The 24846-nt window shown below is 43.9% G+C and carries 30 protein-coding genes and 4 pseudogenes; 23 read left to right on the plus strand and 11 right to left on the minus strand.

Annotated features, from left to right (window positions below; genetic code table 11):
- The first annotated feature begins 553 nt into the window (after positions 1-553).
- Positions 554-1810: a toprim domain-containing protein gene (locus M2444_RS27100; RefSeq protein ID WP_280788522.1), complete on the plus strand. Its 1257-nt coding sequence runs from the start codon at positions 554-556 to the stop codon at positions 1808-1810.
- A 696-nt stretch (positions 1811-2506) separates the two neighbouring features.
- Here the strand turns inward: M2444_RS27100 and M2444_RS27105 are convergent.
- Both M2444_RS27105 and M2444_RS27110 read right to left on the minus strand, forming a co-directional pair.
- The gene (locus M2444_RS27105; protein WP_042131170.1) at positions 2507-3043 is read right to left on the minus strand and encodes a cupin domain-containing protein; all 537 of its coding nucleotides are present in this window, start codon (positions 3041-3043) and stop codon (positions 2507-2509) included.
- 423 nt (positions 3044-3466) lie between these two features.
- Entirely contained in the window at positions 3467-4009 is a 543-nt protein-coding gene (locus tag M2444_RS27110) for a recombinase family protein (RefSeq protein ID WP_042131169.1), read from the minus strand.
- A gap of 158 nt (positions 4010-4167) precedes the next feature.
- On the opposite strand from M2444_RS27110, the gene M2444_RS27115 reads away from it, so the two are divergent.
- A complete protein-coding gene (locus M2444_RS27115) occupies positions 4168-5631 on the plus strand; it encodes a SulP family inorganic anion transporter (RefSeq protein ID WP_081954204.1) in 1464 nt (487 codons plus the stop codon).
- A 24-nt stretch (positions 5632-5655) separates the two neighbouring features.
- Positions 5656-6075 carry a universal stress protein gene (locus tag M2444_RS27120; RefSeq protein ID WP_042131167.1) on the plus strand — a complete coding sequence of 140 codons (420 nt, stop codon included), beginning with the start codon at positions 5656-5658 and terminating at the stop codon, positions 6073-6075.
- Between the two features lie 198 nt (positions 6076-6273).
- Here M2444_RS27120 and M2444_RS27125 read toward each other — a convergent pair whose 3' ends face one another.
- Both M2444_RS27125 and M2444_RS27130 read right to left on the minus strand, forming a co-directional pair.
- Complete coding sequence (locus M2444_RS27125) at positions 6274-6633, minus strand: helix-turn-helix domain-containing protein (RefSeq protein ID WP_042131166.1); 360 nt, start codon at positions 6631-6633, stop codon at positions 6274-6276.
- Between the two features lie 109 nt (positions 6634-6742).
- Positions 6743-7237 carry an arsinothricin resistance N-acetyltransferase ArsN1 family A gene (locus tag M2444_RS27130; RefSeq protein ID WP_042131165.1) on the minus strand — a complete coding sequence of 165 codons (495 nt, stop codon included), beginning with the start codon at positions 7235-7237 and terminating at the stop codon, positions 6743-6745.
- 297 nt (positions 7238-7534) lie between these two features.
- Here M2444_RS27130 and M2444_RS27135 point away from each other — a divergent pair, with 297 nt between their 5' ends.
- The 4 genes and pseudogenes from M2444_RS27135 to arsB all read left to right on the plus strand — a co-directional run.
- Positions 7535-7960, plus strand: coding sequence for an arsenate reductase ArsC (locus M2444_RS27135; protein WP_042131164.1), 426 nt, complete (start codon positions 7535-7537; stop codon positions 7958-7960).
- A 237-nt stretch (positions 7961-8197) separates the two neighbouring features.
- A complete protein-coding gene (locus M2444_RS27140; protein WP_375102297.1) occupies positions 8198-8521 on the plus strand; it encodes an ArsR/SmtB family transcription factor in 324 nt (107 codons plus the stop codon).
- Positions 8522-8630: 109 nt separating this feature from the next.
- A complete protein-coding gene (locus tag M2444_RS27145; protein ID WP_042131163.1) occupies positions 8631-8975 on the plus strand; it encodes an ArsR/SmtB family transcription factor in 345 nt (114 codons plus the stop codon).
- 55 nt (positions 8976-9030) lie between these two features.
- Positions 9031-9714, plus strand: a pseudogene (gene arsB, locus M2444_RS27150) (ACR3 family arsenite efflux transporter); the annotation flags it as partial.
- Between the two features lie 20 nt (positions 9715-9734).
- On the opposite strand, the pseudogene M2444_RS33665 reads toward arsB, so the two are convergent.
- Positions 9735-9827: pseudogene (locus M2444_RS33665) on the minus strand (YuzF family protein); the annotation flags it as partial.
- On the minus strand, positions 9788-10021 hold the full coding sequence (locus tag M2444_RS27155; RefSeq protein ID WP_280788523.1) for a hypothetical protein: 234 nt from the start codon (positions 10019-10021) through the stop codon (positions 9788-9790). The gene M2444_RS27155 and the pseudogene M2444_RS33665, both read right to left, overlap by 40 nt.
- A 24-nt stretch (positions 10022-10045) precedes the next feature.
- On the opposite strand from M2444_RS27155, the gene M2444_RS27160 reads away from it, so the two are divergent.
- The 5 genes from M2444_RS27160 to M2444_RS27180 all read left to right on the plus strand — a co-directional run bounded on the left by M2444_RS27160 (position 10046) and on the right by M2444_RS27180 (position 14512).
- Positions 10046-10249 (plus strand): hypothetical protein, encoded by a 204-nt coding sequence (locus tag M2444_RS27160; protein WP_028407024.1) that lies wholly within the window; start codon positions 10046-10048, stop codon positions 10247-10249.
- A gap of 12 nt (positions 10250-10261) precedes the next feature.
- Positions 10262-10507 (plus strand): hypothetical protein, encoded by a 246-nt coding sequence (locus tag M2444_RS27165; RefSeq protein WP_054943617.1) that lies wholly within the window; start codon positions 10262-10264, stop codon positions 10505-10507.
- 279 nt (positions 10508-10786) lie between these two features.
- Positions 10787-12277 (plus strand): spore germination protein, encoded by a 1491-nt coding sequence (locus M2444_RS27170; protein ID WP_280788524.1) that lies wholly within the window; start codon positions 10787-10789, stop codon positions 12275-12277.
- On the plus strand, positions 12277-13434 hold the full coding sequence (locus tag M2444_RS27175; protein ID WP_107338598.1) for a GerAB/ArcD/ProY family transporter: 1158 nt from the start codon (positions 12277-12279) through the stop codon (positions 13432-13434). Before M2444_RS27170 ends, M2444_RS27175 begins: the two co-directional genes overlap by 1 nt.
- Entirely contained in the window at positions 13415-14512 is a 1098-nt protein-coding gene (locus tag M2444_RS27180; RefSeq protein ID WP_054943619.1) for a Ger(x)C family spore germination protein, read from the plus strand. The genes M2444_RS27175 and M2444_RS27180 overlap by 20 nt, the downstream gene beginning before the upstream one ends.
- Positions 14513-14557: 45 nt before the next feature.
- Here the strand turns inward: M2444_RS27180 and M2444_RS33670 are convergent.
- Positions 14558-14674, minus strand: a pseudogene (locus M2444_RS33670) (bacterioferritin-associated ferredoxin); the annotation flags it as partial.
- Positions 14675-14831: 157 nt separating this feature from the next.
- Here M2444_RS33670 and M2444_RS27185 point away from each other — a divergent pair.
- The 4 genes from M2444_RS27185 (at position 14832) to M2444_RS27200 (ending at position 17732) form a co-directional block, all read left to right on the plus strand.
- Positions 14832-15182, plus strand: a complete 351-nt coding sequence (locus tag M2444_RS27185; protein WP_054943620.1) for a hypothetical protein — start codon at positions 14832-14834, stop codon at positions 15180-15182.
- Between the two features lie 79 nt (positions 15183-15261).
- On the plus strand, positions 15262-15735 hold the full coding sequence (locus M2444_RS27190; RefSeq protein ID WP_107338600.1) for a hypothetical protein: 474 nt from the start codon (positions 15262-15264) through the stop codon (positions 15733-15735).
- 279 nt (positions 15736-16014) lie between these two features.
- Positions 16015-16467, plus strand: coding sequence for a CBO0543 family protein (locus M2444_RS27195; RefSeq protein WP_280788525.1), 453 nt, complete (start codon positions 16015-16017; stop codon positions 16465-16467).
- A 221-nt stretch (positions 16468-16688) separates the two neighbouring features.
- Positions 16689-17732: a YkvI family membrane protein gene (locus M2444_RS27200; protein ID WP_107338601.1), complete on the plus strand. Its 1044-nt coding sequence runs from the start codon at positions 16689-16691 to the stop codon at positions 17730-17732.
- Positions 17733-17914: 182 nt separating this feature from the next.
- Here the strand turns inward: M2444_RS27200 and M2444_RS27205 are convergent.
- From M2444_RS27205 to M2444_RS27215, 3 genes and pseudogenes are all read right to left on the minus strand, one after another.
- Positions 17915-18033 (minus strand): annotated as a pseudogene (locus tag M2444_RS27205) (DUF421 domain-containing protein); the annotation flags it as partial.
- A 71-nt stretch (positions 18034-18104) separates the two neighbouring features.
- On the minus strand, positions 18105-18530 hold the full coding sequence (locus tag M2444_RS27210; RefSeq protein WP_280788526.1) for a phospholipase D-like domain-containing protein: 426 nt from the start codon (positions 18528-18530) through the stop codon (positions 18105-18107).
- Positions 18531-19038: 508 nt separating this feature from the next.
- Positions 19039-19245, minus strand: coding sequence for a DUF1657 domain-containing protein (locus tag M2444_RS27215; protein ID WP_007781230.1), 207 nt, complete (start codon positions 19243-19245; stop codon positions 19039-19041).
- Between the two features lie 210 nt (positions 19246-19455).
- Between M2444_RS27215 and M2444_RS27220 the strand changes: the two genes are divergently transcribed.
- The 4 genes from M2444_RS27220 to spoVAE are packed head-to-tail and all read left to right on the plus strand — an operon-like array spanning position 19456 to position 22208.
- A complete protein-coding gene (locus M2444_RS27220) occupies positions 19456-20316 on the plus strand; it encodes a DUF421 domain-containing protein (protein WP_054943624.1) in 861 nt (286 codons plus the stop codon).
- A 44-nt stretch (positions 20317-20360) separates the two neighbouring features.
- Positions 20361-20840 (plus strand): stage V sporulation protein AC, encoded by a 480-nt coding sequence (spoVAC, locus tag M2444_RS27225; protein WP_005832062.1) that lies wholly within the window; start codon positions 20361-20363, stop codon positions 20838-20840.
- 1 nt (position 20841) lies between these two features.
- On the plus strand, positions 20842-21861 hold the full coding sequence (gene spoVAD, locus M2444_RS27230; protein WP_054943625.1) for a stage V sporulation protein AD: 1020 nt from the start codon (positions 20842-20844) through the stop codon (positions 21859-21861).
- The gene (gene spoVAE / locus M2444_RS27235; RefSeq protein WP_054943626.1) at positions 21858-22208 is read left to right on the plus strand and encodes a stage V sporulation protein AE; all 351 of its coding nucleotides are present in this window, start codon (positions 21858-21860) and stop codon (positions 22206-22208) included. Before spoVAD ends, spoVAE begins: the two co-directional genes overlap by 4 nt.
- A 174-nt stretch (positions 22209-22382) precedes the next feature.
- On the opposite strand, the gene M2444_RS27240 is transcribed toward spoVAE, so the two are convergent.
- Entirely contained in the window at positions 22383-22556 is a 174-nt protein-coding gene (locus M2444_RS27240; RefSeq protein ID WP_153784608.1) for a hypothetical protein, read from the minus strand.
- A gap of 237 nt (positions 22557-22793) precedes the next feature.
- On the opposite strand from M2444_RS27240, the gene M2444_RS27245 reads away from it, so the two are divergent.
- The 3 genes from M2444_RS27245 (at position 22794) to M2444_RS27255 (ending at position 24797) form a co-directional block, all read left to right on the plus strand.
- Positions 22794-22997 (plus strand): hypothetical protein, encoded by a 204-nt coding sequence (locus tag M2444_RS27245; protein ID WP_054943627.1) that lies wholly within the window; start codon positions 22794-22796, stop codon positions 22995-22997.
- A 715-nt stretch (positions 22998-23712) separates the two neighbouring features.
- Entirely contained in the window at positions 23713-24186 is a 474-nt protein-coding gene (locus M2444_RS27250; protein ID WP_280788527.1) for a hypothetical protein, read from the plus strand.
- 62 nt (positions 24187-24248) lie between these two features.
- Positions 24249-24797, plus strand: a complete 549-nt coding sequence (locus M2444_RS27255; protein ID WP_245237779.1) for a CBO0543 family protein — start codon at positions 24249-24251, stop codon at positions 24795-24797.
- Positions 24798-24846 lie beyond the last annotated feature (49 nt).

Below are 24846 nucleotides of genomic sequence, written 5' to 3' on the forward strand. Positions count from 1 at the left end.
AAGAATTAATCGAATGGCGCCACTTGCTATGAGTGTGATGTTATGCTAAAATTTGATCAAACCTTATATGCACGCAATGAGCACCCCAGCTTAGGAAACCTTCCGAAGTTGGGGTGCTCTTTTTTTTGCCCTAGTATTATCTGTTTACCCGAATCTGATCTGGTGCTATAATCTAAACATTACGAAATCAATTTATTTTCTTCGCAGTCCGATATCAGCGAAGAGTGGGATGCCGAGAGGCGATAGGTAAAATAATGGACGCTATAAGGCCATACGCTATAAGTATGTCCTTTTTTTGATGCCCGTTATGAACCTGAAGACACATTTCTTATGAAATGTGTCTTTTTTTATGCTTTCCAGACCTTTGGATGCAATCCTGGAAAACGTTATAAATCTAAAACTGGGTTTAATCTTAGATTCTTACTCTGTATGAAAGCTCTATCTCTCTTGGCGGGAGAGGCAGCGGATTACGGTGTACTCTCTGAAGGCAAAAAAATATTAGTGATAGAAAGGCAACAGGAATTGAATTTAAAAATAGGAGGGAAACATAAAAATGAAATTACGTAGCCTTCGTAAGCAACCTGGATGGTACGAGATACAGTCAGTATGTCCGATCTGCGGCCATGAAGGATGGTGTGCCATTAACCATGAACAAACCATCGTGCGCTGTATGCGGGTACCTTCTGATGATTATATTGATACGACTATGGGACGTCAGTATAAGCATTATCTTGATCCGGATGCACTTCCTAAGACGAATGTGGAGATTATGTATGATGAGTCGATAGACAAAAAATCTAATTCTCACCTGAATGCGGTTTATCGCACGATGATCGAAGAAATGTCTCTGTCGAGTGATCATCTCTATCATCTACGTAATGTCCGCCAGTTCTCTGATAAGGAGATCCAGCTAAGACAATACCGGACAATGCCAAGTACGAATAGACATAAAATTGCTAAAGCTGTAATCAATCGTGTGAGTGATCAGAATGATTTATTAGGCGTTCCTGGCTTTTTCGCTAAAGAAGGAACCTATAGTTCTTATTGGACTATGGCTGGAGCTGCTGGGCTAATGATTCCGTTCCGATCAATAACAAATGAAATTACAGGCTGGCAGATTCGTGTAGATGATCCACCGCTTGAACTCGTTATGGAAGGTGCGATTAAGGGCGAAATCATGAAGGAACTAGAACCTAATCAATTCGGGATGCGGCGTGCTAGATGCAAACTCTATGTTCAGGGTAAAGAGCTAGAAGTCATCCTTACAGAGAAGGACAAGAAAGAATGTTATTCAAAATCGAAGCAATTTGTATTCAGTGTTGTACTCAAGCAAGGTCTGCGGTACTGGTGGTGGAGTAGCGGTTCCAAGAAAAACGGTTCCTCTATTGGTAATCCGCTCCCTTATCATCTAGCCTTGCCGACCCCATGTCTTCCGTACTGGAACATTGGAGAAATGCCAACCGACATTATAGATTGCTCTGAAGTATGGATAACTGAAGGTCCGATAAAAGCTGATAAAGGGGCTGAAGCTTTACTCAAACCTTTTATAGGACTTCCCGGGATAGGAACCTACAGTTTGATCTTGGATGTATTGAAAGAGCTGGGATGCAAACATATAGTGATTGCATTTGATGCCGACATTGTTACCACACCACAGGTACAACAGACACTAGGACTATGCGCAGAATTTTTTGCAAAGAACACAGATATGTCTTTAAGCCTGGCTATGTGGGATATAACTTTAGGCAAGGGAATCGACGATCTCGTTGACAATGGCTATTTGCCTCAGTTGACCGCGATGATTGAATAAATTGAATTAGTGTCTGGTGATATCATAGTTGTGAAATTGACATTAAAGTTTTGAAATAGACATTAAAGTTGTGGAATTAACATTATAGTTGTGAAATAATGATTGGTATCCGGTAATAAAAAAGTGTGTGTCATGACAATAAGGTTTTGTTCTAAACAATAAAGTTTTATGCTTAATTTAGAAAAACTATAGTTAAACAGTCATCTAAGACTAAATTAAATACTTCATACTAACAGTCCTGAAGAAGTACTTACCTTCCTCGGGACTGTTTTTTTATTTATATAGGAGGTGAAAGAGTGAAAACTCTTGGTGATAAAATAAAAAACATCAGAAAAATCAACAAACTGAGTCAGGTCAAACTTTCGTTTTGATTGGTATTTCCCAGGGTACATTGAGTGAATTGGAACAAGATAAGTACAGCCTTCGTTGGAAGCTGTTATGGCAGTAAGAAAAAATTTCGATTTTAATGTAAAATGATTATTATTTTGAAATAATATGGTTTTCGATAACAATAGACTTTACTATGCGAGACTATAACAAAGAAGAATCGAAATAATAAATACACTTAGGGGATTAAAGTCAGAAGATAAAGAAGAGAATAAGTATATAATAGATTTGAAATTATACCGTTATAAAAAGGATGAATTCGGATTAGCATCCTAATTCCTTCATTGCTGGTTCCGGACCGTGATTTAGCTATCCTTCAGCAGACATTGCAATTGCTTTTGTTTCATGAACTGTTCCATATGGATGCTCAGGCGGTGCATAGATAACATAAATTTTAAGGGGACTATTCCCTGTATTGGTTATATTGTGCCATTTTCCAGCAGGTATCATAATTGCATAGTCATCATAGGCCATCACTTGGAAATCCAAATTATCTTTCCTATCACCCATTTGAACAAGTCCCTGACCTTCTTCTATACGTATGAATTGATCAGTTGTCGGATGGACCTCTAATCCGATATCATCGCCAATATTGATACTCATCAAAGTCACTTGAAAATAATTCCCTGTCCATAATGCGGTCCGGTAAGTATTGTTTTGCTTTGCTGCCTGGTCAATATTTATTACAAGTGGACATTGTCCATAATCTCTTAAATTCATTATCTCATAGGGATTACTATTGGTATTATTCCAATTATATTGAGGATGATAACCCTGATAGTTTTTATTCTTGCTGTTATGCATAGGATTATGCCAGTGATAGTGATGACATGATTTATGATACATACTCATTCTCCTCTTTAGATTTAGTGTTTACTTTTATCATATGTAGTTGCCTATATAAAGGAGTGCAAAACCTAAAAATATGGGCAAGAGCCTAAATGATGACAAGACAAACTAGATGGAGAAGTCTTGTAGACATCCTAATTTAATTCTTCGCCTATCCTACAAAGTCTGCCTCTCAATACTAAACACATCCGAGCGAAAATCAGGATAGACCTCTGAAATTCGCTCGGATGTGTTTGTATACCGTCCAGTTCTAACATATTTCACTTCAGGGTAGATGTATTTAGTGTGAACAATCAATATGATTTTTTCATGAAGAGATGAAAAGAAAATGCTGAACTGGAGTAATAACACCTTATTCAGAAATTAATTAGATCGAAGTAATGTATGAGTTCAATGTTCATTATCGATCACCGAAGTCAATTAGTTCTCTAAATACCGGTACAAGGTGGATTTGCTGATTCCCGTTTGTTCTTTAATCTCAGTGAGTGTATATTTTTTGGACTGATACATAAAGATCGCTTTCTCCACGTTTTCATCAGCTTTTCGGGGGCGCCCGGGAACATTCCCCTTTTGCTTCGCTTCAAAGAGTCCTCTTTTGGTTTTTTCGCTAATCACATCACTTTGGAACTCTACCAGGTGCTTCACAATATCACTAAATGAATACCCTTCAGATTTGCTGGTGTCTATATTTTCCGTTATGGAGTAAATATAAGCCTGCTGACTGTCCAGAACCTCAAGCAGCTCCACAAGGTGGCGGGTGGAATCCGCAAAGGCAAATAGTTTAGCAACTATGATGGTATCTCCAGGATTTAAATTGCTCATCATATGGTTAAGATGGGTTCGCCGCTTCGCTGAGGCGTGTTCTTCAACAATAACGGTATCACATGAGAAAGAGGTTAACATTTGTGTTTGTGCTTCGTAATTCAAATCGTCTTGATAAGGTCTCATATATCCAATACGCATTTTGTACGCTCCTTACTTTATAAACCTGCCGTTATCATACCACAAAATTTTGTTTCTAAAAGGTTCCATTATGGGAAGATTGATGCTAAACTGTTTGTAGAAAACCGGCCTGTCATCTTTAAGATTACAGTGCCGAAAAATAAGAGGTGGGAAACAGAGTGATTGAGAAACTAAAACAAAACTGGTTTTTTAATGTGAAGGGAGATGTTCTGGCAGGGATAGTCGTGGCATTGGCGCTGATTCCGGAAGCCATCGCATTTTCGATTATTGCCGGTGTTGATCCTATGGTTGGCCTTTATGCGTCCTTTTGTATAGCGGTCATTATTGCTTTTGTAGGCGGTCGGCCAGGTATGATATCGGCAGCTACAGGAGCCATGGCATTGCTTATGGTTCCGCTAGTCAAGGAGCATGGGCTTCAGTACCTGCTTGCAGCAACGATACTGACTGGAGTGATCCAGCTCGTGTTCGGTGTTCTCAAGATTGCCAGGCTGATGAAGTTTATTCCGAGACCGGTTATGATTGGGTTTGTCAACGCTTTGGCTATCCTGATTTTCATGGCCCAGGTACCACACTTCTGGGGAATTAACGGGATGACGTATGTTTTTGTCGGGATCACGTTAGTCATTGTATATGTTGTTCCCTTATTTTTCAAGGCGGTTCCTGCTCCGCTGATTGCCATTCTTGTATTGACGGTAATAGCCATTTTCACGGGGGTTAACCTGAACACAGTGGGGGATCTCGGTATTATTAAGCAAGAGCTGCCATCCTTTTTTATTCCTGATATTCCGTTTAATTTGGAGACACTGAAAATCATCTTCCCGTATTCCATTGCACTGGCTATTGTCGGCCTGCTGGAATCGCTGCTAACCTCTTCTATTGTGGATGATATGACAGGAACGGACAGCAATAAGAACCGGGAGGCCAGAGGTCAGGGAATCGCGAATGTAATCAACGGTTTCTTCGGCGGTATGGCTGGATGCGCTATGATCGGGCAATCGGTGATTAACGTCAAATCAGGCGGAAGAGGAAGGCTATCAACTTTGGTGGCGGGCACGTTCCTGATGTTCTTGATTCTTGTACTAGGCGATTGGGTGGTGCAAATTCCAATGCCTGTCCTGGTAGGCATTATGATTATGGTATCCATTGGTACTTTTGACTGGTCCTCGTTTACTTACCTGTTAAAAGCCCCAAGAACCGACGCAGCGGTGATGCTCGTAACGGTTATTATCGTGGTGGCTACCCATGACTTGTCCAAAGGTGTCATCGCCGGGGTGATTTTGAGTGCGGTCTTCTTTGTATCCAAAATCTCCAATATTGAAGTCCGGAAACGCGTGGAAAAAGCGAAAACCATATTCGAAGTCGAAGGTCAGCTGTTTTTTGCCTCTGTAGACGGCTTTGTGGATACCTTTGACTTCACAGTAACGGATTCCGATATTGTAGTGGACTTCTCAAACGCTCATATTTGGGATGACTCAGCCGTTGGAGCGATTGACAAGGTAGTCATTAAATACCGGGAGAACAATAACAGGATTGAAATTAAAGGATTGAATTCTTCAAGCCAAAAGATCGTTGATAAACTGGCTGTTTATAATGATGCCAATGCAAAGTTAAGTGCCCACTAATTTGACTTCAGGAGTGAATGAAGGATGTATAACCGGATCGTATTAGCTGTAGATGGGTCAGAGAATTCGCTGAGAGCGACCAAAGAAGCGGTAAAGCTGGTATCTTTAACACCAGGCTGCCAGATAGATGTGATTAGCGTTGCCGACTTCTCTAAATCGAAGAGTGAAATTCTGCATACCCAAGGCAGAGAAGAGCTAGAACTCAAAAGACGGCAAAAGCTGGCGCTTGTCGAAGAAATACTGAAGCAAGGAAATGTTGCTTATAAATTAAAGATTCTGCATGGAGAACCAGGCCCGACAATCATTGAATATGCCAATAAGGAAAAAGTGGAGATGGTTATCATCGGAAGCCGGGGATTAAATGCGCTCCAAGAGATGGTTCTAGGAAGTGTCAGCCATAAGGTTGTAAAAAGAGTGCATTGTCCTGTAATGATAATAAAATAGCAAAAGCTTGCTTTTACCTAAAATTAAAGATCCATCCCCGACGAGTGTCGAGGTTGGATCTTTTGATTCTGGAATCAAGCCGATTAATGGAATAAATCTTCAAGGATCACAAGTACTAACGTTACGCGTTAATCTCCAAAAAAACGTCCAATGGTTTCGTCTAGATTTTCAATGCGTTTTTTGCTTATAATCACCTACTTACTTTAAGTAAAGAGAATAAATATCAAGAACGTTATTCAAGCCATCCAACAATTCTTTAACTTCTGTACTTTTCTCTGGGTCAGCACACTGATCTGAGTAAGTATACGTTATTGGATTTATAGAAATGAGAGGGGTTATAAAATAGTTATCTGAAAGTTCAAATGTTATATTAATCTTTTCAATTTGCTTATTATACTCCATGGAGTTTAGGCATTTTCCTTTGATAATCTGATCTATGGTAGCTCGGGAGATGTCTGTTAGTTTAGATAAAGACAATTTGGAATAACCTTTCTGCCGAAGGAAGGTTACCAAGTTTTTAGCAATTATTTCACGGTGATCAAAAAAATTTAAGCTCATGTTGTAACACCTCATTTATCATTCGATGAGAATATCGGCTTTACTTACACAGAAAGTAGTTGATAGACAGACCTATTCAAAGCAGAGATATGATTATATTTTTTGTTGATTACAACAGTTTTTCCATAATCAACACATCTATAAAAGCTCCATCCATAACTCCTTGTTTCTCAAAAACTCCAACCTGCCGATAGCCCCTTTTTTGATATAACATTTGACCTGCTTGATTGAATGGAAAGGTAAATAGTACAATTTTATAAAATTCTTGTTCCAGTGCAGATTTTTCCAAGACTTCTAGGAGGGTATTTCCTATACCTTGTCCACGAAAGTGACGATCAATATAAATTGAGAGGTCTGCAACACCGTTATAGGCGCACCGATGGGAATAGGGGTTAAGAGAGGCCCAGCCTATCACCTCGTCTTCTCTTACAGCTACTAAAATGCTGTAGCGACCTCGGTGATTTTGGAACCATCCCTCCATAAAAGCCGAATCTTTTTCCTCGGTTTCAAGTGTAGCAATCCGATCTTCGATACCCTGATTGTAAATCCGAAGAATACTTTTCAAATCCTGTAATGTTGCATGACGAACGTTGAGTGTAGACATATCTGAACACTCCTTCTGAATTTAAGTCATTTGCTGATTTATGGTTGTAACTACCGTTGCTCTTTGTGAAGGAGAGATAGGGTATGCGTCTTCAATCATTAGCATCAGGTGTCTATTTAAACCTCATAAATAGTATAATTCTAAAAGTTGCAAAATATAATTGGAAAAATTCAGATTGCCAAATCAGGATTATAGAATAATTATATACTGTTGTTTTACATTGCGTTAACACAAAGTACGATTTAAATATAACAATTTAATTATATAATTATATACAAATAGAAAGGGGCTGAGAAGATGCAACAACCAATTCGTCTTTATTTTCTTTGTATCCAGAATCGTTGCCGAAGTCAAATAGCCGAGGCTTTTGCCAGACATTATGGTGGTAATCATGTGGTCGCTGAAAGTGCCGGACTTGAATCCGGAGATATCCATCCATATACCATTGAAGTCATGAAGGAAATAGGAATTGATATTTCAAACAAAAGCTCAAAAACAATTGATATGAAAACGTTTATGCAATCGAAAGTCATTATAAAGTTATGTGAACAAGTCAATGAAAAATGTCCAATCGTTCCCTTTGCCATCAAAAATATTCAATGGAATGTTACTGATCCGCTAACACTTAACGGCCATCTGGGAGACGTAAGAGCTGCAAGGGACGAAATTCAACAGAAAGTTATTGCACTATTGAAGGAAATGAACATACCAGTTAACGAATAAAAATCTTTATCGATATCGGGTGTAGTATCATCGTATATTCAGTTGTGGACATGTGGATGAACAATTTAAAAGAAGTGGTTTATTGAACGATTATCCAAGACAAATCATTAGAATATATAGATGTTCTTGAATTAAGCTAATGTACCTACAGAAATAGCCTTTCTTGATTTTGAAGGAATCAAACAATAATATATGATTATATATTATTTTGTTCGTATTCTTGAGGGGACTGTGTATATGTTCGATATGGAAATGGCTGAAAAACTGAAATTATTAGGTGACAAAACCAGACTCACAATAATGGGACTACTGAAAGATAAAGAATGGTGTGTGTGTGATCTAGCGGGAATCTTAGATATGACTCAGCCCAATGTCAGCCAGCATTTAAGGAAATTAAAGGCGCTGGGAATGGTTAAGGAAAGAAGACGTGGACAATGGGTATACTATTCACTTGATATGGATGATAAACCCTTTATTCAAACCGTTCTAGATACCTTACCCGATACTCAGACGTTGCTGTCTTTGTTAAAAGAGAACTATACTGAAGCTGATTGTGATTAATCGAATGATTTAATTTCACAAAGGACTAAGCAGATGCTGATTTGTATATTACCTATTGCTTATATAAGCATATGGTTATATAATGATGGAGGAAAAGGAGGAACGGAATATGAGTTTTTCTCTAGATGATTTGGATGAAATATCATTGGTATTAAAGCTTTTGGGGGATAAAACGAGGCTTACCATGATGAAACTGTTGGAGAAGCAAGAATGCTGTGTATGCGAACTTGTCGAAGTTTTCAAAACGAGTCAACCGTCTGTCAGTCAGCATTTACGCAAACTAAAGGATGCAGGTCTGGTAAAGGAAAATCGGAAGGGTCAATGGATTTTTTATTCGATCAATTCTAATAGTAATCATAATGAGTTAATTCAGAAATTGCTGAACTTTGTTCCTTCACAAGATCATGAATTGGAAGAGCTCGATAAGAAAGGTCTTAGAATTTCTTGTAATTAATATACGTACAAGGATCTAAGTGATAAGGAAAACTTATCAAAGGAGATTGATCACTATGAGTCAAAGAGAAAAGAAGTTGTCTTTCTTGGATCGTTATTTAACCTTATGGATCTTTGCGGCAATGGGAATTGGAATTTTGATCGGCTTTTTGGTGCCAAGCTTTTCGGAAAGTTTATCGAAGATGCAGGTAGGATCGACTTCAATTCCTATAGCCGTGGGATTGATTCTGATGATGTATCCACCGCTAGCTAAAGTGAAGTTTGAGAAACTGGGAAGAGTATTTAAGGACTGGAAAGTCCTACTGCTCTCCTTGGTGCAGAACTGGATTATCGGTCCAGTATTAATGTTTCTGTTAGCCATCTTATTTCTGAGCGATATGCCGGAATACATGATCGGTTTGATCATGATAGGTTTGGCTCGGTGTATCGCTATGGTTCTCGTATGGAGTGATCTGGCAAAAGGCGACCCGGAATATACAGCAGGTTTAGTAGCTTTTAACTCCATATTCCAAATTATTTTTTATTCCGTCTTTGCATATTTGTTCATCACTGTAATGCCCGGATGGTTTGGCGTACAGGGAGCAGTCGTTGATATTACGATGGGGCAAATTGCGGAAAGCGTAATGATTTACTTGGGTATTCCATTTGCAGCTGGAATATTGACGCGAGTGATTGCACTGAAGACAAAGGGTGAGGCTTGGTTTGAGAAGGCGTCGGTTATCGTACCCCGAACAGGGCCCCGAGACGTTTCAATAACCACCGGCTTTCCTTGAAGCGAGCGCAAGGTGTGATAAAAATACGGGTCAACCAAGGTTACTGTGGATAATGCGGGATTTGCCGTTTCCCTGTACATTCCATTCGGATAAGCATACACGATGAAATCTCCTCCTCATTCTCGTTACCATTTAGCCTATGCCGAAGTAAGGAAGGTTGTGTTTCCGCCTGTGTATAGACAAACAACCCGATAAAAATGACCGGAAACCGGGCGGATGCCGGTGTCGCTTCTACACGTCTGCCATAGACTGATGCTGTAAGTTCAAAATTCACCTACCCAAGGAGGAATGGTTTTGAATGCAGTTTACTAAACAGGCAATGCCCATGTTTACGCATGACCACGCCGCTTACGTCAGGCAAATGCACGACTGGCACATGAAAATGGCTCAATATCACGACCAATTGCGTGCCTTTCATCTGGAAAGAGCGAAACAATTTCAAAAGCTGGCCGAAGAAAGAGCGAAAACGTCAGAAATACCCAGCGGCACCAGCGCCGCTTAAAGGCGAACCGACATGGAGCGATGTGATGAGTTGGCAGCATTCCGAATCAAAATCTGGGACCGTTATGTAACCCTTCGTTCCCAATATGGAACCCGGATGCCTTTGTCTTTCGATCAGTTCTGGTACGACTTTCTGGCCAGACACATGATAGCCGACAGCGGAGTCGAGCAAGTGTATGAGGACTTCTGCAACAACTGGGAGAATCAGTGTTTGCGAAATGTTCACGAATCAAGTCATCGGCAGGAAGGAGGCCGCTGAAAAAGATACGTTTTTTCTGTGATGCATCGATTTTTAAGTTTGATGTTGCAGGAAAATAAGGAAAAGTCCGTTTAAAGCCGTCTCACAGGCTAAAAACGGACTTTTTGCATCGCAGAAAGAAGGCGAGGGGACTTTTTTCAGTGGCCTCGTAGGAAGCCCGTGGTTTTTCACGAACCGACTCATAATCTCAGGACTGCCAACAACCTGGAACTGCGAGGCATGTTTTTTGTCATATCGGGAAAAATAATACATGGACTAAATGCGAAAGGAGGGGAGCCGATGCATTGGATCGGCTGGTTTAAAAAGCAAGACAAAAGCTATACGCCAAATGAAGCCGACACTCAACCTCCCGCAGGCAACTTGTCTCCGCAGCACGTGCAGCAATTGTTTCACGATATTCACGATGCACAGGTGCATGAGTTGGATGCGGGAGTGCGGAAAGTCAAGCTGTTTTACATCCGTTCCTTTGTGGATCAAAAACAGGTCGAAAGCGACATCGTGCTTCCCCTTTTGCATGCCCCGGACGAACAAGCAGGACAAAAGGTGATTTCCGAAGATCGGGTGGACGTAACGACGTTGCAGCAAGCCGAAGAACTCATCCTGCAGGGAGGAATTCTTGTTTTTGATGAGATCGGGAACGTTTGCGCGGTCAAAAAGCAGGATCAACTCGGCCGCACTATCGATTCTTCCGAGCAGGAATCGATTGTGTACGGTCCTAAAGACAGCCTGAACGAGCGCCTTGACAAAAACTTGACCTTAATCCGTCGCCGGCTGCCCGTAGCAAGCCTAAAGTCAAAGAAATGGACCGCCGGATCGTTAAGCAAAACCTCTGTTGTGCTGCTGTACATGGAGGGTATTGTCAATCCGGAGCTGGTGCGGATCGCAGAGATGAAAACGAATCAATTTGATTTCGATGTTCTTCTCGATTCCTCCCATATCTCCGCTTTGATGGAGGACCACGTCAACAGCGTTTTTCCGCAATTTCAACAGACGGACCGTCCGGACGTGCTGGCCGCGGCGCTGGCCAGCGGCAAAGTGGTCTGGCTGGTGGACAACACGCCGTTTGCGCTTGTAGCGCCCATTACGTTCTTTGATCTGTTTCAGTCCCCGGAGGACTATATTCACCGATGGATGGTGGGCAGCTTCCTGCGGGGGCTTCGTTTTGTCGCGTTCGTAATTGCTCTGTTTTTGACCCCGGCTTACGTGGCGGTGACGGTTCACCATTATCAGATGGTTCCGCTGGAGATGCTGTTTGTCCTGATGCAATCCCGCAGTGAAATTCCGTATCCTCCGTTCTGGGAAGCGCTGCTCATGCTGCTGACGCTGGAGATATTAAAGGAAGCCAGTTTGCGCATGCCAACCAAATCCGGCCAAACGCTCGGCATCGTGGGCGGTATTGTCATCGGTCAAGCGGCCGTGGATGCAGGGATCGCTAGCAATGTGATGGTCATTGTGATCTCCATCTCCGCCATCGCCTCGTTTCTCGTACCCAATTATTTGATGACGAACGCGAGCAAACTGCTCCAATTTGCCCTGCTCATTCTGGCGGCATGGCTGGGCATGTGGGGCATTGGGTTCGGATTGCTCTGGCTGTGCATCCACCTGCACGGATTGACTTCGCTCGGGCAACCGTATTTGTCCCCGCTGAGCCCGTTTTTCGCAAGCGACTGGAAAGATACGGTATTTCGTGCTCCGCTGTCCAGGATGCGCACAAGGCCGGCTTATTTGAAGCCGCTGCAGCGGATGCGCGTTACCGGGAGGAAACCGTGATGGCTTCTCGTGTAGGTTCGGCCGGTTTGTTTTCGATTTCAGCGCCCTTCGGTTTCTTGTCCCTCGCCTTCTGGGCGAACCGGATGCAAACGTTATATTATCTTTTATATTTGCCCAGTGTGCTTGCGGAGCCGGTTATGATCGGCCTCATCCTGCTGGCGGCGGGATGCTCGCACCTCAACATTTTGATGATTGCCCGCTGTTTTGCATGGAAAGAAACGCCCGGCGGTTATCTCGGCATCGTCCGCACGTTGGGATCGGCGGTGTCTTTCCTGTTTTTGCTTGCGGGGCTGTTCGCTGTTTTGATGAAAGGCATCGTGCTGATGATGGGTTATGTCGATATTGTGCATCATATTTTGTTTCCTGCCTTACATGCTACGTTGTTTGGCATCCTGCTATTGTGTGCTTGCGTATACCTGGCTCGATTGGGCATGGAGAAGACCGTTCGTTTTGCGATCGTTGCGTTTGTCGGCACGATATGGGTTACCTTCCTGTACGTGCCGTTTGCGTTTCCGCCGGCTGCCGAATACCGCCATCTGCTCCCTCTTCTTCCGGAGCACATGCCCAAGGGAGATTGGCAAACCTTTCTTACGATATGGGCGGCGTTCTCCGGTCCCGAATATATGCTGGCATTGCCGAAAGAGGCGGTAGACGCGAAGAAATTGAAAACGGCTCTGATTTCCGCCAATGCATTTACCGCATTCGAATACATATTCTTTTTTGTCATTTGCCTGACGTTTTACGGATCTGATTATTTGCAGCGGCAAGACTTGCCGATCGTCGATCTGATCCGGTATATTCAGCTTCCTTTCGCCGAACGGCTGGAAATGATTCTGATTCCAGCCTACGCCATTTCCGTCGTTTACGTCGTCGCCATCCTTCTATTGTATGCGGCGGGAGCAATCCAATGTCTTGCGCGCAGTCGTCTTTCAGAAGGAAGAGCGCCGTTTTGGTTGGCGTTTTTGATGATGCTTCTGCTGACATGGATGGCCGGTCGCTGGATATGGCCGGATGAATGGAAAGCCAAGGAGTGGATCACCTGGCTTTCATGGCTGGATGCCAGCACCTATACCGTTTTGCCTTTTGGCTTCTTCCTCTTGGGATGGATCACGATTCGCAGGAAATGGAGGGTCCGACATGCCGGCGGCTCGTCATAAACCGCTTCTTCTATTACTGGCGTTGCTTGTTCTCGGCGGTTGCTCGTTTGTCGATAAAACCAATACCATTGAGGAAATATCGCCGGTTGTATTGCTTTATCTGGATGAAGGGAACGACGGATCCGTAAAGCTGTCTACCATCATTCCCCCGCTGAAGAAAGAGAAAAAGAGCGTGATTACCACGTCCTCCAATACGTTAATCGAAGGGAGATACTTACGAAACTTGAAGTATTACCGGGAAACGAAAGGGGGGCAGATCCGAATGATTTTCTTCTCCGAAGCCATGGCTAACCGGGGGCTGACGTCTCTGCTCGATACGTTACTGCGTGATCCCGAAATTTCCAGCCGCGTGTTTCTCTCTGTTGTGCGTGGCGATATGATCGGATATTTGAACAGGCAGATGCAGAGCGGGCAGGAGGAAATCGACTTGTATCTGTACAAAATGTTTGCGCACTACGAAAAGCAAGGGCAATTGACGACAAGCAACGTGCATGAATTCCTGGCCAGGGTGTACAACCCTTATGCCGATCCGGTTCTTCCCTATTACGCCGTCGCGAACAATGAACTTCGTTATTCCGGGACGGCGCTGTTCCGCGGGGATAAGATGGTCGGGACGGTTTCGCTGCCCGATGACGTCTTTTTCCAAATGTTGCATGAAAAGAGAGGCGTTCAAAAGACGGTGCCGCTGCCAGCGGCGGATGTCGTGCTCGGCAGTATCAAAACCGAGCGGCAAATTCGTTTCACCGATTCGTTCCGGAACGTTCATATTGACGTGATGCTTAAAGGACGGGTGGAAGAAGTCCCCGCTGGACAGAAGACGGACAGCCCACGGGAACTGCAGGAGTTCGAGCGTACGCTTGAACGGAGAACCCAGGAAAAGCTGGAGAAAGTCATCGGTCGAACGCAGTCGTTATGTGTCGACCCGTTCGGCCTGGGCATGCACACGGTAGGATGGAAGGGCCGGCCATTTACCCGTGAGCAGTGGAACCAACGATGGCCGGATATGGACGTGACGATCCATGTTTCGTTGAAGTTGGAGCATACCGGGATGCTCGATTCGCATGCGGACCGGCGATGAAGACGCAGCTCGCGCGCCCTGTGTCACTCGCCAATGATCGCGTCTTCATGACATGGAACGTTTGAAGCCGCGTACAAAAGCGCTCACATTCCCCAAACAGCAAGTCCCCTGCGGATTGTGGATTTCGCATGCGCAGCGGCCAGCCTGTACCTGAGTTTTGATCCGGTCAACATACGATTCCGGCATGATCGGAAGGTGCGCAGCAATCCACAGGAATTCCCCCTTGCAGGATGTGTGAAAGGAATTGACGTTCGACGCCTCTGGAATCGTAAGGTAGCTTCCAAATCTTTACGAATTTTTTTCGCACGAAAAATTTTATGTGTGGCGTCTGGAACCGGATCAACTGATCAATTATACCGGCGTTGTGATGCTGCACACCTTTTGCATTTATCCTTTGACTGCTTTTCTCTACCTGACTCGTTTTCCAGAAGTCGAATGGAAGGCTGCGGTTCACATTGCAAAATGGGTGCTGATCTATATCGGTGTAGAATGGGTTGGATATCGCCTCGGTTATATTACCTACTCCCACGGCTGGAATTGCTGGTGGTCGCTTTTCTTTGATGTACACATGTTTCTGATGCTTCGCTTTCATCATACAAAGCCGGTTTGGAGCATCCCGATGACGATACTGTCCATCTTCTTTTACTTGATCCTGTTCGGTTATCTGTAAAGAATCCATGCCCCGTGACTGGCATTTTTGCCGAGGACGCATATAATGACGTGATCCAACTTTTGAGGAGTGATGAATCATGTCCGTTGCGGCTCAAACAAGTACAAAGAGTGTACCTCCCTTTTCCATATGGGGGGTTCATGCATCTGTCGCCGGAAGACCGGTTGTGTGGGGCAAACTCGTGATGCGTGTTTTGCCGGATCAACAAATTCAAGGCACCATCCGATTTCGCGGAACGCCGATTCCGATTGAAGGAAGCTGGAATGAAAGCGGGCAGCAGATCATGTTTCATTCCCCCTACGCCGCCTACTCCGGCCATTTATCCATCTACGACGATGTCCAGATTCAACTTCGGCATCTGGTTCTCACCGGACGCCTCCAGATGCTCCCCCCCTCTTTACAGGCAGGTGAGTATGGAACCTGGGTAGCGACAACAGATATAAGCTTGCCGGAGTATAGCGGCTATGTCCCGCCCCAACCGTCTTCAACTTCGCTGCCGCCGGTTGGCGTATTTGTAACGTCGAATATACTGTATGGAAACTCGCGGTTATAAAGCAGGCACCTATCCGTCATTGTCCCCAAATATGGCCTTGACGGATAAAAAATGATCGTTGCCGGGTTCTGTGCAGGGTATGGAAATGGAATCGCTGGTGCATCGTCTTGTCAACAGAAGAGCACATGATGGGGATCCAGATAACGGAAAGGGGTGGAATCGGTGGACGAAAATCAGATTCATCATGTAATCGAACAAGCCTATCAATTGATTGTCTAAGCACACCGCAACATGACTGACATTTGGCGCACTCACGTACTATTTACGCGACAATGGTGGTTGGGAGTAGGTTTATCGATATGCCCCTGGCTATTTTGGATCGGATTTCGGGATAAGAGAGCTACGGGACAGTTTCTCCTATCCGGGTTTATGATGATTATCGTGTCGTCGTGGCTGGACCAGCTTGGGATTGCCATGGGACTTTGGCATTATCACTGGGAAGTCATACCATTCATGCCCGCTAATTTTCCATGGAATTTTTCACTTCTTCCCGTCACGGTTATGTTCTTACACCAGTACAAGTCTGGCATACATCCGTTGTTCAAAGCTCTCCTATTTGGGGGATTTTCCGCTTTTGTGGCCGAGCCGGTCTCACAAATGGCCGATTTATACCACCCCGTTCACTGGAAACATACATATTCGTTTCCTATCTATGTGGGGCTATATCTGCTGGCTTCGAGCATCGCCAAGCGGGGCGTTGATTGCACAGATTCATCCTCGGTAGATAAATAAAGGCCAAAACCATAAGTTTACCGATTCCAAAAATCATGCCCAGATTCATGAGCTGCATATTTACCATGTCATTGTTAAAGACTCAAGTTTGTTAATTGATGATCTACCGGACCACTATCGATTCTCGTCATAACGGCTGACAACGAGTTCCTTTTGGAATAAGCATTTTTTTTAAGCATAGAATTTAATGATTCTATTCTCTACCAGGACATGGGTGAAATATGAAGAAAAACACAAATATGATAATACAAATCGCCGCAACATATACGGGAACCGTGGTGGGAGCCGGATTTGCTTCAGGACAGTCGATTATGCAGTTTTTCACGGTATACGGAGCCTATGGGGTATTAGGCATTTTATGCAGCACCTTTCTTTTTGTGTGGATCGGCACTAAAATGATGATTCTAGCTCACCATATCAAAGCATTTTCATATCAGGAGTTTAATGTTTATCTGTTTGGCAAGATTTTCGGCAAAGTCGCAAATGCCTTGACTTTTATTATTCTATTTGGGGTAACGGCCGTGATGCTTTCAGGAACCGGTACCATTTTCGAAGAACAACTCCGTCTACCCTATCAACTGGGTATTATCATCAGCATCGTTTTGTGTTATCTGGTGATGACGAAGGAAATCAGCGGAATTATGTTCGTAAACTCGTTAGTCGTTCCCATGATGCTTTTTTTCACTATTCTCCTTGTCGTAAAGGTTGTCAGAATAGACAATATTTTTGATATAGTCGGTTGGCAGAACCAACAACTGTACAATTTGAAGTGGTTCGTGAGTCCGTTTGTGTATGCAGGATTGAATTTTGCTTTTATTCTAGCCGTTATGGTTCCTCTGGGGAGTGAGGTGGATGACGAAAGCGCATTAAAATGGGGAGGGTTTTGGGGAGGCATTGGTCTTGGTTTTATGCTTCTTGTCAGCCATTTTGCAATGAGCTCAAAGATGCCCGAGATTCTTCAATACGATATTCCGATGGCCGAGATTATTCGAGATTTCGGGCGGTTTTTTCATGTATTGTTTTTGCTCGTAATCTATGGAGAAATATTCACCACATTGATAGGCAATGTTTTCGGAATTTCTCGTCAAATCCAAAGTCTATATAATCTTCCTAAAAGTTGGTTAGTTCTTGGCATATTACTTGCTAGTTTTTTGATTAGTCAAGCCGGTTTCACCTCCTTACTTACTTATCTTTATCCGCTATTTGGGTATATGGGTTTGATACTTCTTATTTTTTTAGCAGCTCAACGGATGCCCAGGGACTAAGTCTCCATATTTTTATAAGTTGATTCGGCACGAAATCCAACTATTGGGTAATTATGCTACTATCGGAATTAAGGCACAGGGTTCCATCGATCCAACTTCTTATTTCCAAGACTTTTGGCCTGCCGTCTTAATAGCTAACATAAATGACCTCCATAAGAATAAAGAATACAGCATAGGGTAGACAGTTGCATGTCATATAGAGTATTTCCAACGACTTCACCTAAAAAATAGCTGAAATGAAGTCAAACGGTGTTACTTGACTAAATTGGTTTTTCCCTAACATCTTTGTAATGATGGACAATGGACAATCCTACAAAACCTAGCAAGAACTCAATTGAGAATTGAAGAAACAACTTTTCATTTCCTCTTTCATCAAATGATTGGTGAAAGCAAGCACGCCGTTTGATCGAGAATCCGCTGCAAATGCGTGCGTTGAGGCGGGACTTCCATCCGTAAGGGAATGGAGTCCGCAAGATCATGCTCGAATTGTTCCGCCAGTTTTCGTGCTACTTCAGAACTGTACACAACTTCGCACACTTCATAATTCAGACGGTAGCTTCTTAAATCAACATTTGAGGAGCCTGTCTCGGCAATTTCTCCGTCAATGATCATTAACTTCGCATGCAACACGCCTTTATTGTAGAGGTAGATATGAACCCCGGCTTCCAAAAGTTCTCCATAGTAGGTCCGACTTGCAGCTCCAACGATGATCGATACCACGTGGCGGGGAACTAAGCGCACTCGGACACCGCGAACCAAAGCTGCTTTAATCGCCATAATAATGTCTGCATCTGGCACAAAGTAAGGCGCGATATTCCAATGGGCGTCGAAGACTGCTTGCAGTTCGTTTGAAGGTTAAACCACTATTCGAATATGGGTGTCGCGTCAAAGCCGACATTCGACTTTAATCCGGTATATTCATCCCCGATATTGATGCCTCCAGTAAAAGCTTCCTGACCATCGAATACAACAATCTTACAATGATTTCGGCAACTCCAATAGGACAGCGCCCAAGGGAAGCGAATGGGGAAAAAAGATCGGCATTCAATTCCAACCTTCATCATTTGGCGGCCGTAGCCATGGGCGTGCGTTGGGCCGAGGGGGAACTTGGATACTGTCAGCTTTAGCAGTGGCGATGGGGGCGGCAGTGTTTAGGTTTATCCAAGGTTAGCTGTCTAAACAAAAGAATAGTGGCGAAAAGAGATCAAACCCTACTCAACTTGTAGGGTTTGATCTCTTTTCTAATCTGTTCACCGATGAAAACAGACAAGCCATGTCCTCAATATTCATGGTTTGTCTGTTTTTCTTAAAACCCCTTATATTGAGGCTCTTCATTTTCCAACTGTTGTACGCGGCTTTCTACTTGCTGCACGATTTGTTGTGTTTGTTGGGCCGCATTCGTAAAGAGCGATTTTGCTTCTTGATTTTGTGTTTCCAAAGCAAATTGTTCCAGACTCGCCTGAGCACTTTTTAAAGATGCTACGCACGTTTTCACTTGAGAAGCAACTGTCACGGAATGTCACCTCCTTTACCTTAGGATAGGATAATGTTTCAGGGGTAATAGGAATAGATGCTTACATTCTCCCAATACCGAAATTAATATTTCCGTCTCGCAACAAAAGTATACGTTAGAAAAAAATTCAAATGGAAATGCATGAAAATAATGGAATTAGGACATATTAACTTTTGTCGATTAATGTGATTGGAAAGGAATGGTGATATTATGCCGGATTGGGTAGAAATCGCTTTGCGAACGTTGTTGGCTATGGGGGTACTTTTTGTCCTAACGAAGATATTGGGGAAACGGCAGGTATCACAGCTGTCATTGTTTGAGTATATCACCGGAATCACGATCGGCAGCCTTGCAGCTTACGTTTCGTTGGATCTGGAGACCAATTGGTATTTAGGCTTGGTTGCGATGACGGTTTGGACCGTTGTTTCTTTAGGGATTGAATTTCTACAGCTGAAAAGCAAAACGGCAAGAGACCTATTCGACGGCAAAGCAACAGTGCTCATTAAGGACGGCAAGATCATGGAGGATAACCTAAAAAAAGAAAGGATTACCACGGATGAACTTATGGAACAGCTTCGAATAAAGAATGTGTTCAAAGCTGCCGATGTTGAATTCGCCATCATGGAGTCAAGCGGTGACGTTAGCGTTCTTTTAACCAAGGAAAATCAACCGTTAACGCCTAAACACCTGGGAATAAATGTCGGGCCAGAACAAGAACCTCAATCGGTCATTATGGATGGAAAAATAATGGACGAACCGCTTGCCACGATAGGTCTAAACAGGAAATGGCTGGATACGGAACTGGAGAAATTAGGTGTTTCGATTGATAACGTATTTCTTGGACAGGTGGATTCCTATGGCCAGCTATACGTTGATTTATTTGATGATCAGATCAAAGTACCGAAACCCCAGAAAAAAGCCGCGTTGCTTGCAACATTGAAAAAGTGTGAAGCGGATCTCGAAATGTTTGGCTTATCTACCAAAGAACAAAATACAAAGCAGATGTACGAGCAATGTTCAAAAGCGTTAGAAAAGATTATTGATGAAGTTAAACCATTGCTGATTCGTTAACAATTCGCTAATTATACGTCAGCTGAAAATCGAGGAGGATGTTCATGGCAAATAATATAAAGAAAAATTTAACGCGGGTACAACAGGAATATAAAGAATTGGCGCAAAGCGTCGAACCTCCGAGGCCCATACTCAAAAACTTCATTCGTGCGTTTATAGCCGGCGGGGCCATTTGTTTGGTTGGACAAGCCATCCAGGAAATGTTTGTGCATTGGGGCGGCTTTGATGAGAAAAAAGCTGGGGACCCTACCGTGGCGGTTATGATACTCCTTTCTGTCATTCTGACCAGCATGGGGGTGTACGATAAGTTTGCCCAATGGGCTGGTGCGGGTTCCGCAGTGCCTGTGACGGGATTTGCGAATTCGATGGCATCCGCTGCGATTGAACATCAGAGTGAAGGTATGGTGCTCGGTGTTGGCGGTAAAATGTTTAAACTGGCTGGACCGGTTATTGTATTTGGTACAGTCGCCGCCTTTGCGGTAGGAATTGTACATTTGCTGATCAAAGGCGGGGGAGGCTCTTAATATGTTAAAGGGACACCAGAGTTGGCTATTTGAGAACAAGCCGTTCATCCGATCAACAGCAACGGTAGTGGGTCCATTTGAAGGAAGAGGCCCGCTGGCCAAAGATTTTGACATTGTCCATGGAGAATCCATGATGGGACAAAAGAGCTGGGAGAAAGCAGAAAAGGTATTGATTGAAGAAGCGGCAAAACTGGCTATTGAAAATGCGGGGTTGACAAAAGAACAAGTACAGTTTTACATAGGCGGGGATTTGATGAATCAAATCATTAGCAGCAGTTTTGCCGCGCGAACATTATCGATCCCTTACATCGGTGTGTTTGGTGCTTGCTCAACCTCGATGGAAAGTCTGGCATTAGCAGCTAACCTTGTAAATTCCGGTTCGGCGAAATTTGTGTTGGCGGGGACATGCAGCCATGATTCCAGTGCGGAGAAACAGTTCCGATATCCGACCGAGTACGGCTCGCAAAAACCGCCAACCGCCCAATATACGGTAACCGGGGCCGGTGCTGCCATCATATCCACGGAAGGTGACGGACCGGTTGTTACTTCTGCCACCATTGGCCGGGTTATCGATATGGGCATTAAAGACCCGTTTAATATGGGCGCAGCGATGGCTCCTGCAGCGGTAGACACCATTGAGGCGCATGTTCGGGATTTGGGAATTGAACCGGGTTATTACGATTTGATCGTTACCGGCGATCTTGCGAAAGTCGGATATGAAATCGCCTGTAAATTGTTTAAGAAACATAACTTTCCCATCGAACAAACCGAATATTCCGATTGCGGGATGATGATTTACGATTATGAAACCCAAATGGTTCAGGCCGGAGCAAGCGGCTGCGGTTGTTCGGCAGTTGTTACCTATGGACATTTGCTAAATCGGATGCGAAGAGGTGAACTGAAACGAATCCTCGTTGTCGCTACGGGGGCGCTGCTATCCCCGATTTCATTTCAACAAGGGGAAAGCATTCCTTGTATCGCTCATGCCGTATCCATAGAGGCAGGGAGGGAGATATTATGATTTTTCTTTGGGCTTTTTTGGTGGGCGGTGCAATCTGTGTTTTCGGACAATTTTGTTTTGATATCTTGAAACTTACACCGGCCCACACCATGACCTTGCTTGTTGTACTGGGCGCGATTGTCGATGGAATTGGATGGTATGACCCGCTGATTGAATTTGCCGGGGCAGGAGCATCGGTCCCGATTACAAGCTTTGGTAACGCGCTTGTCCATGGTGCGCTTCAAGAACTAGAGAACAATGGCTGGATTGGGATCATCACCGGAATTTTCGAAGTGACCAGTGCCGGAATATCTGCTGCGATTATTTTTTCGTTTCTCGCTGCATTGTTTGTAAAACCCAAAGGATAATACGGGGCCCAATCCGAATTTCGTTGGCTAAAATACACTGTAACGGTCGGTCAGGGCGATCCCTAACCGGCCGGTTTTGATTATGAGAAACATTTACTTGTTCCAATCTGTACGGAATGTCCCCATCGATAATCTCAAAGGTTACGTTGACCAAGCTATAAAAGCCATATACTGTCAGACGCTATTTATTTCGGTTCCTATATTCTCCATCACTTCTTTGGTTCGCTCCATTAAACTCGGCTCGGTTGGAACATTTTCACTTGCCTTTCCATCCAAGATTATTGGAGATTTGTTACTTGTCGTTTTGATTCGCTGTTTAAATTGTGATTTAAGTTCGCTTTTTTCCATAATTTCTCCTTTTCATTCGCCATTTTCAGAATATGCAACTGATATTATTCCGATTTTCATATCCTTTATGCATCATAGGAGTCAGGTCCCCAAAAGGCTGTGTTTCCGCCTGTATATAGACAACCAACCCGATAAAATGACCGGAAACCGGGCGGATGCCGTTGTCGCTTCTATGCGCCTGCCATAGACTAATGCTGTAAGTTCAACTTTACCTAACCCAAGGAGGAATGTTTTCAAATGCAGTTTATCAAACAGGTAATGCCCATGTATACGCATGACCAGGCCGCTTATGTCAGGCAAATGTACGATTGGCACATGAAAATGGCTCAGTATCACGAACAATTACGTACCTTTCATCTGGAAAGGGCGAAACAATTTCAAAAGCTCTCCGAAGAAAAAGCGAAAACGTCAGAAATATCCAGCGACACCAGCGTCGCTTAAAGGCGAACCGACATGGAGCGATGTGATGAATTGGCAGCATTCCGAATCAAAATCTGGGACCGCTATGTAACCCTTCGTTCCCAATATGGAACCCGGATGCCCTTGTCTTTCGACCAGTTCTGGTATGACTTTTTGGCCAGGCACATGCTATCCGACTGTGGCGTAGAGCAAGTATATGAGGACTTCTGCAACAACTGGGAGAATCGGTGTGTGAAAAATGTTTGCGATTCGAGCCATCGGTAGAATGCCTGCGAAATAGGACCAAATGGCCGGCTGTTGCCCAAAATGGGTTGCTCCGGCCTTTGATATTTGTATGCAGGGGACAAGGGTAGATGGGATCAAATCCAAGCGGACTTTCACGATGCGGATAACTGCATAGGATGATTCGTTTCTGGACAACTTAAATGCTGTTTGCATAAATTTGGAAAGGCGGATGCCTGCATGTTACCAACATTCAGTACAAGCATTAAAAACTGGACTACCTCTGCCCCAAGACAACCAAATCGATGTAAAAATTGCATCTGGGGCAACTGGGATGGGTTGAAACAATTTTGTTCGAAACCTGTCTGCATTAAGAAACAACCAGTATAAGAGAAAGTCCATCTTCTTTTACTTGATCATGTTCGGTTATCTGCAAAGAATTCTTGCCCAGTGACTGGCATTTTTTCCGAGGACGCATATAATGACGTGATCTAACTTTGAGGAGTGATGAATCATGTCCGTTGCGGCTCAAACAAGTACAAAGAGTTTACCTCCCTTTTCCATATGGGGAGTTCATGCATCTGTCGCCGGAAGACCGGTTGTGTGGGGCAAACTAGTGATGCGTGTTTTGCCGGACCAGCAAATTCAAGGCACCATCCAATTTCGCGGAACGCCGATTCCGATTGAAGGAAGTTGGAATGAAAGCACGCAGCAGATCATGTTTCATTCCCCCTACGCCGCCTACTCCGGCCAATTAACCATCTATGACGATGTCAAGATTCAACTTCGGCATTTGGTTCTCACCGGACGTCTGCGGATGCTACCCTCTTCTTTACAGGCGGGCGAATATGGAACCTGGGTAGCGACAACTGATATAAGCTTGGCGGGGTATAGCGGCTATATCCCACCGCAACCGCCTTCAACTTCGCTGCCGCCGGTCGGCGTATTTGTAACGTCGAATATACTGTATGGAAACTCGCGTATATAAAACAGGCACATATCGGATGAAAAATGATCGGTAAGCGGATAACGGAAAGGGGTGGCATATCAGTGGACGAAAATCAGATTCATCATGCAATCGAACAAGCCTATCAATTGATTGTTGAAGCACACCGCAACATGACTGACATTTGGCGCACTCACGTACTGTTTACGCGGCAATGGTGGTTTGGAGTAGGTTTATCGATATGCCCCTGGCTATTTTGGATCGGATTTCGGGATAAGAGAGCTACGGGACAGTTTCTCCTATCCGGGTTTACGATGATTATCGTGACATCGTGGTTGGACCAGCTTGGGATTGCCATGGGACTCTGGCATTATCACTGGGAAGTCATACCGTTCATGCCGGCCAATTTTCCATGGAATTTTTCACTTCTTCCCGTCACGGTTATGTTCTTACACCAGTACAAGTCTGGCATACATCCGTTGTTCAAAGCTCTCCTATTTGGGGGATTTTCCGCTTTTGTGGCCGAGCCGGTCTCACAAATGGCCGATTTATACCACCCCGTTCACTGGAAACATACATATTCGTTTCCTAATCTATGTAGGGCTGTACCTGCTGGCTTCAAGCATTGCCAAGAAGGGCATAGATTGCGGTAAGTCTTTTCAGGAAGACTCTAACCCCTGACAATAGCCAATCATCAAATTT

The sequence above is a fragment of the Paenibacillus sp. PastF-3 genome (genome assembly GCF_029893135.1).
Lineage (GTDB): Bacteria > Bacillota > Bacilli > Paenibacillales > Paenibacillaceae > Paenibacillus_AQ > Paenibacillus_AQ nitricinens.

Bases quoted from the DNA above. Each gene is read 5' to 3' on its own strand.
- M2444_RS27100 (WP_280788522.1), top strand. From the start codon at position 554: ATGAAATTACGTAGCCTTCGTAAGCAACCTGGATGGTACGAGATACAG.
- M2444_RS27105 (WP_042131170.1), bottom strand. From the start codon at position 3,043: ATGTATCATAAATCATGTCATCACTATCACTGGCATAATCCTATGCAT.
- M2444_RS27110 (WP_042131169.1), bottom strand. From the start codon at position 4,009: ATGCGTATTGGATATATGAGACCTTATCAAGACGATTTGAATTACGAA.
- M2444_RS27120 (WP_042131167.1), top strand. From the start codon at position 5,656: ATGTATAACCGGATCGTATTAGCTGTAGATGGGTCAGAGAATTCGCTG.
- M2444_RS27125 (WP_042131166.1), bottom strand. From the start codon at position 6,633: ATGAGCTTAAATTTTTTTGATCACCGTGAAATAATTGCTAAAAACTTG.
- M2444_RS27130 (WP_042131165.1), bottom strand. From the start codon at position 7,237: ATGTCTACACTCAACGTTCGTCATGCAACATTACAGGATTTGAAAAGT.
- M2444_RS27135 (WP_042131164.1), top strand. From the start codon at position 7,535: ATGCAACAACCAATTCGTCTTTATTTTCTTTGTATCCAGAATCGTTGC.
- M2444_RS27140 (WP_375102297.1), top strand. From the start codon at position 8,198: ATGTTCGATATGGAAATGGCTGAAAAACTGAAATTATTAGGTGACAAA.
- M2444_RS27145 (WP_042131163.1), top strand. From the start codon at position 8,631: ATGAGTTTTTCTCTAGATGATTTGGATGAAATATCATTGGTATTAAAG.
- M2444_RS27160 (WP_028407024.1), top strand. From the start codon at position 10,046: ATGCAGTTTACTAAACAGGCAATGCCCATGTTTACGCATGACCACGCC.
- M2444_RS27165 (WP_054943617.1), top strand. From the start codon at position 10,262: ATGGAGCGATGTGATGAGTTGGCAGCATTCCGAATCAAAATCTGGGAC.
- M2444_RS27170 (WP_280788524.1), top strand. From the start codon at position 10,787: ATGCATTGGATCGGCTGGTTTAAAAAGCAAGACAAAAGCTATACGCCA.
- M2444_RS27175 (WP_107338598.1), top strand. From the start codon at position 12,277: ATGGCTTCTCGTGTAGGTTCGGCCGGTTTGTTTTCGATTTCAGCGCCC.
- M2444_RS27180 (WP_054943619.1), top strand. From the start codon at position 13,415: ATGCCGGCGGCTCGTCATAAACCGCTTCTTCTATTACTGGCGTTGCTT.
- M2444_RS27190 (WP_107338600.1), top strand. From the start codon at position 15,262: ATGTCCGTTGCGGCTCAAACAAGTACAAAGAGTGTACCTCCCTTTTCC.
- M2444_RS27200 (WP_107338601.1), top strand. From the start codon at position 16,689: ATGAAGAAAAACACAAATATGATAATACAAATCGCCGCAACATATACG.
- M2444_RS27220 (WP_054943624.1), top strand. From the start codon at position 19,456: ATGCCGGATTGGGTAGAAATCGCTTTGCGAACGTTGTTGGCTATGGGG.
- spoVAC (WP_005832062.1), top strand. From the start codon at position 20,361: ATGGCAAATAATATAAAGAAAAATTTAACGCGGGTACAACAGGAATAT.
- spoVAD (WP_054943625.1), top strand. From the start codon at position 20,842: ATGTTAAAGGGACACCAGAGTTGGCTATTTGAGAACAAGCCGTTCATC.
- spoVAE (WP_054943626.1), top strand. From the start codon at position 21,858: ATGATTTTTCTTTGGGCTTTTTTGGTGGGCGGTGCAATCTGTGTTTTC.
- M2444_RS27240 (WP_153784608.1), bottom strand. From the start codon at position 22,556: ATGGAAAAAAGCGAACTTAAATCACAATTTAAACAGCGAATCAAAACG.
- M2444_RS27245 (WP_054943627.1), top strand. From the start codon at position 22,794: ATGCAGTTTATCAAACAGGTAATGCCCATGTATACGCATGACCAGGCC.
- M2444_RS27250 (WP_280788527.1), top strand. From the start codon at position 23,713: ATGTCCGTTGCGGCTCAAACAAGTACAAAGAGTTTACCTCCCTTTTCC.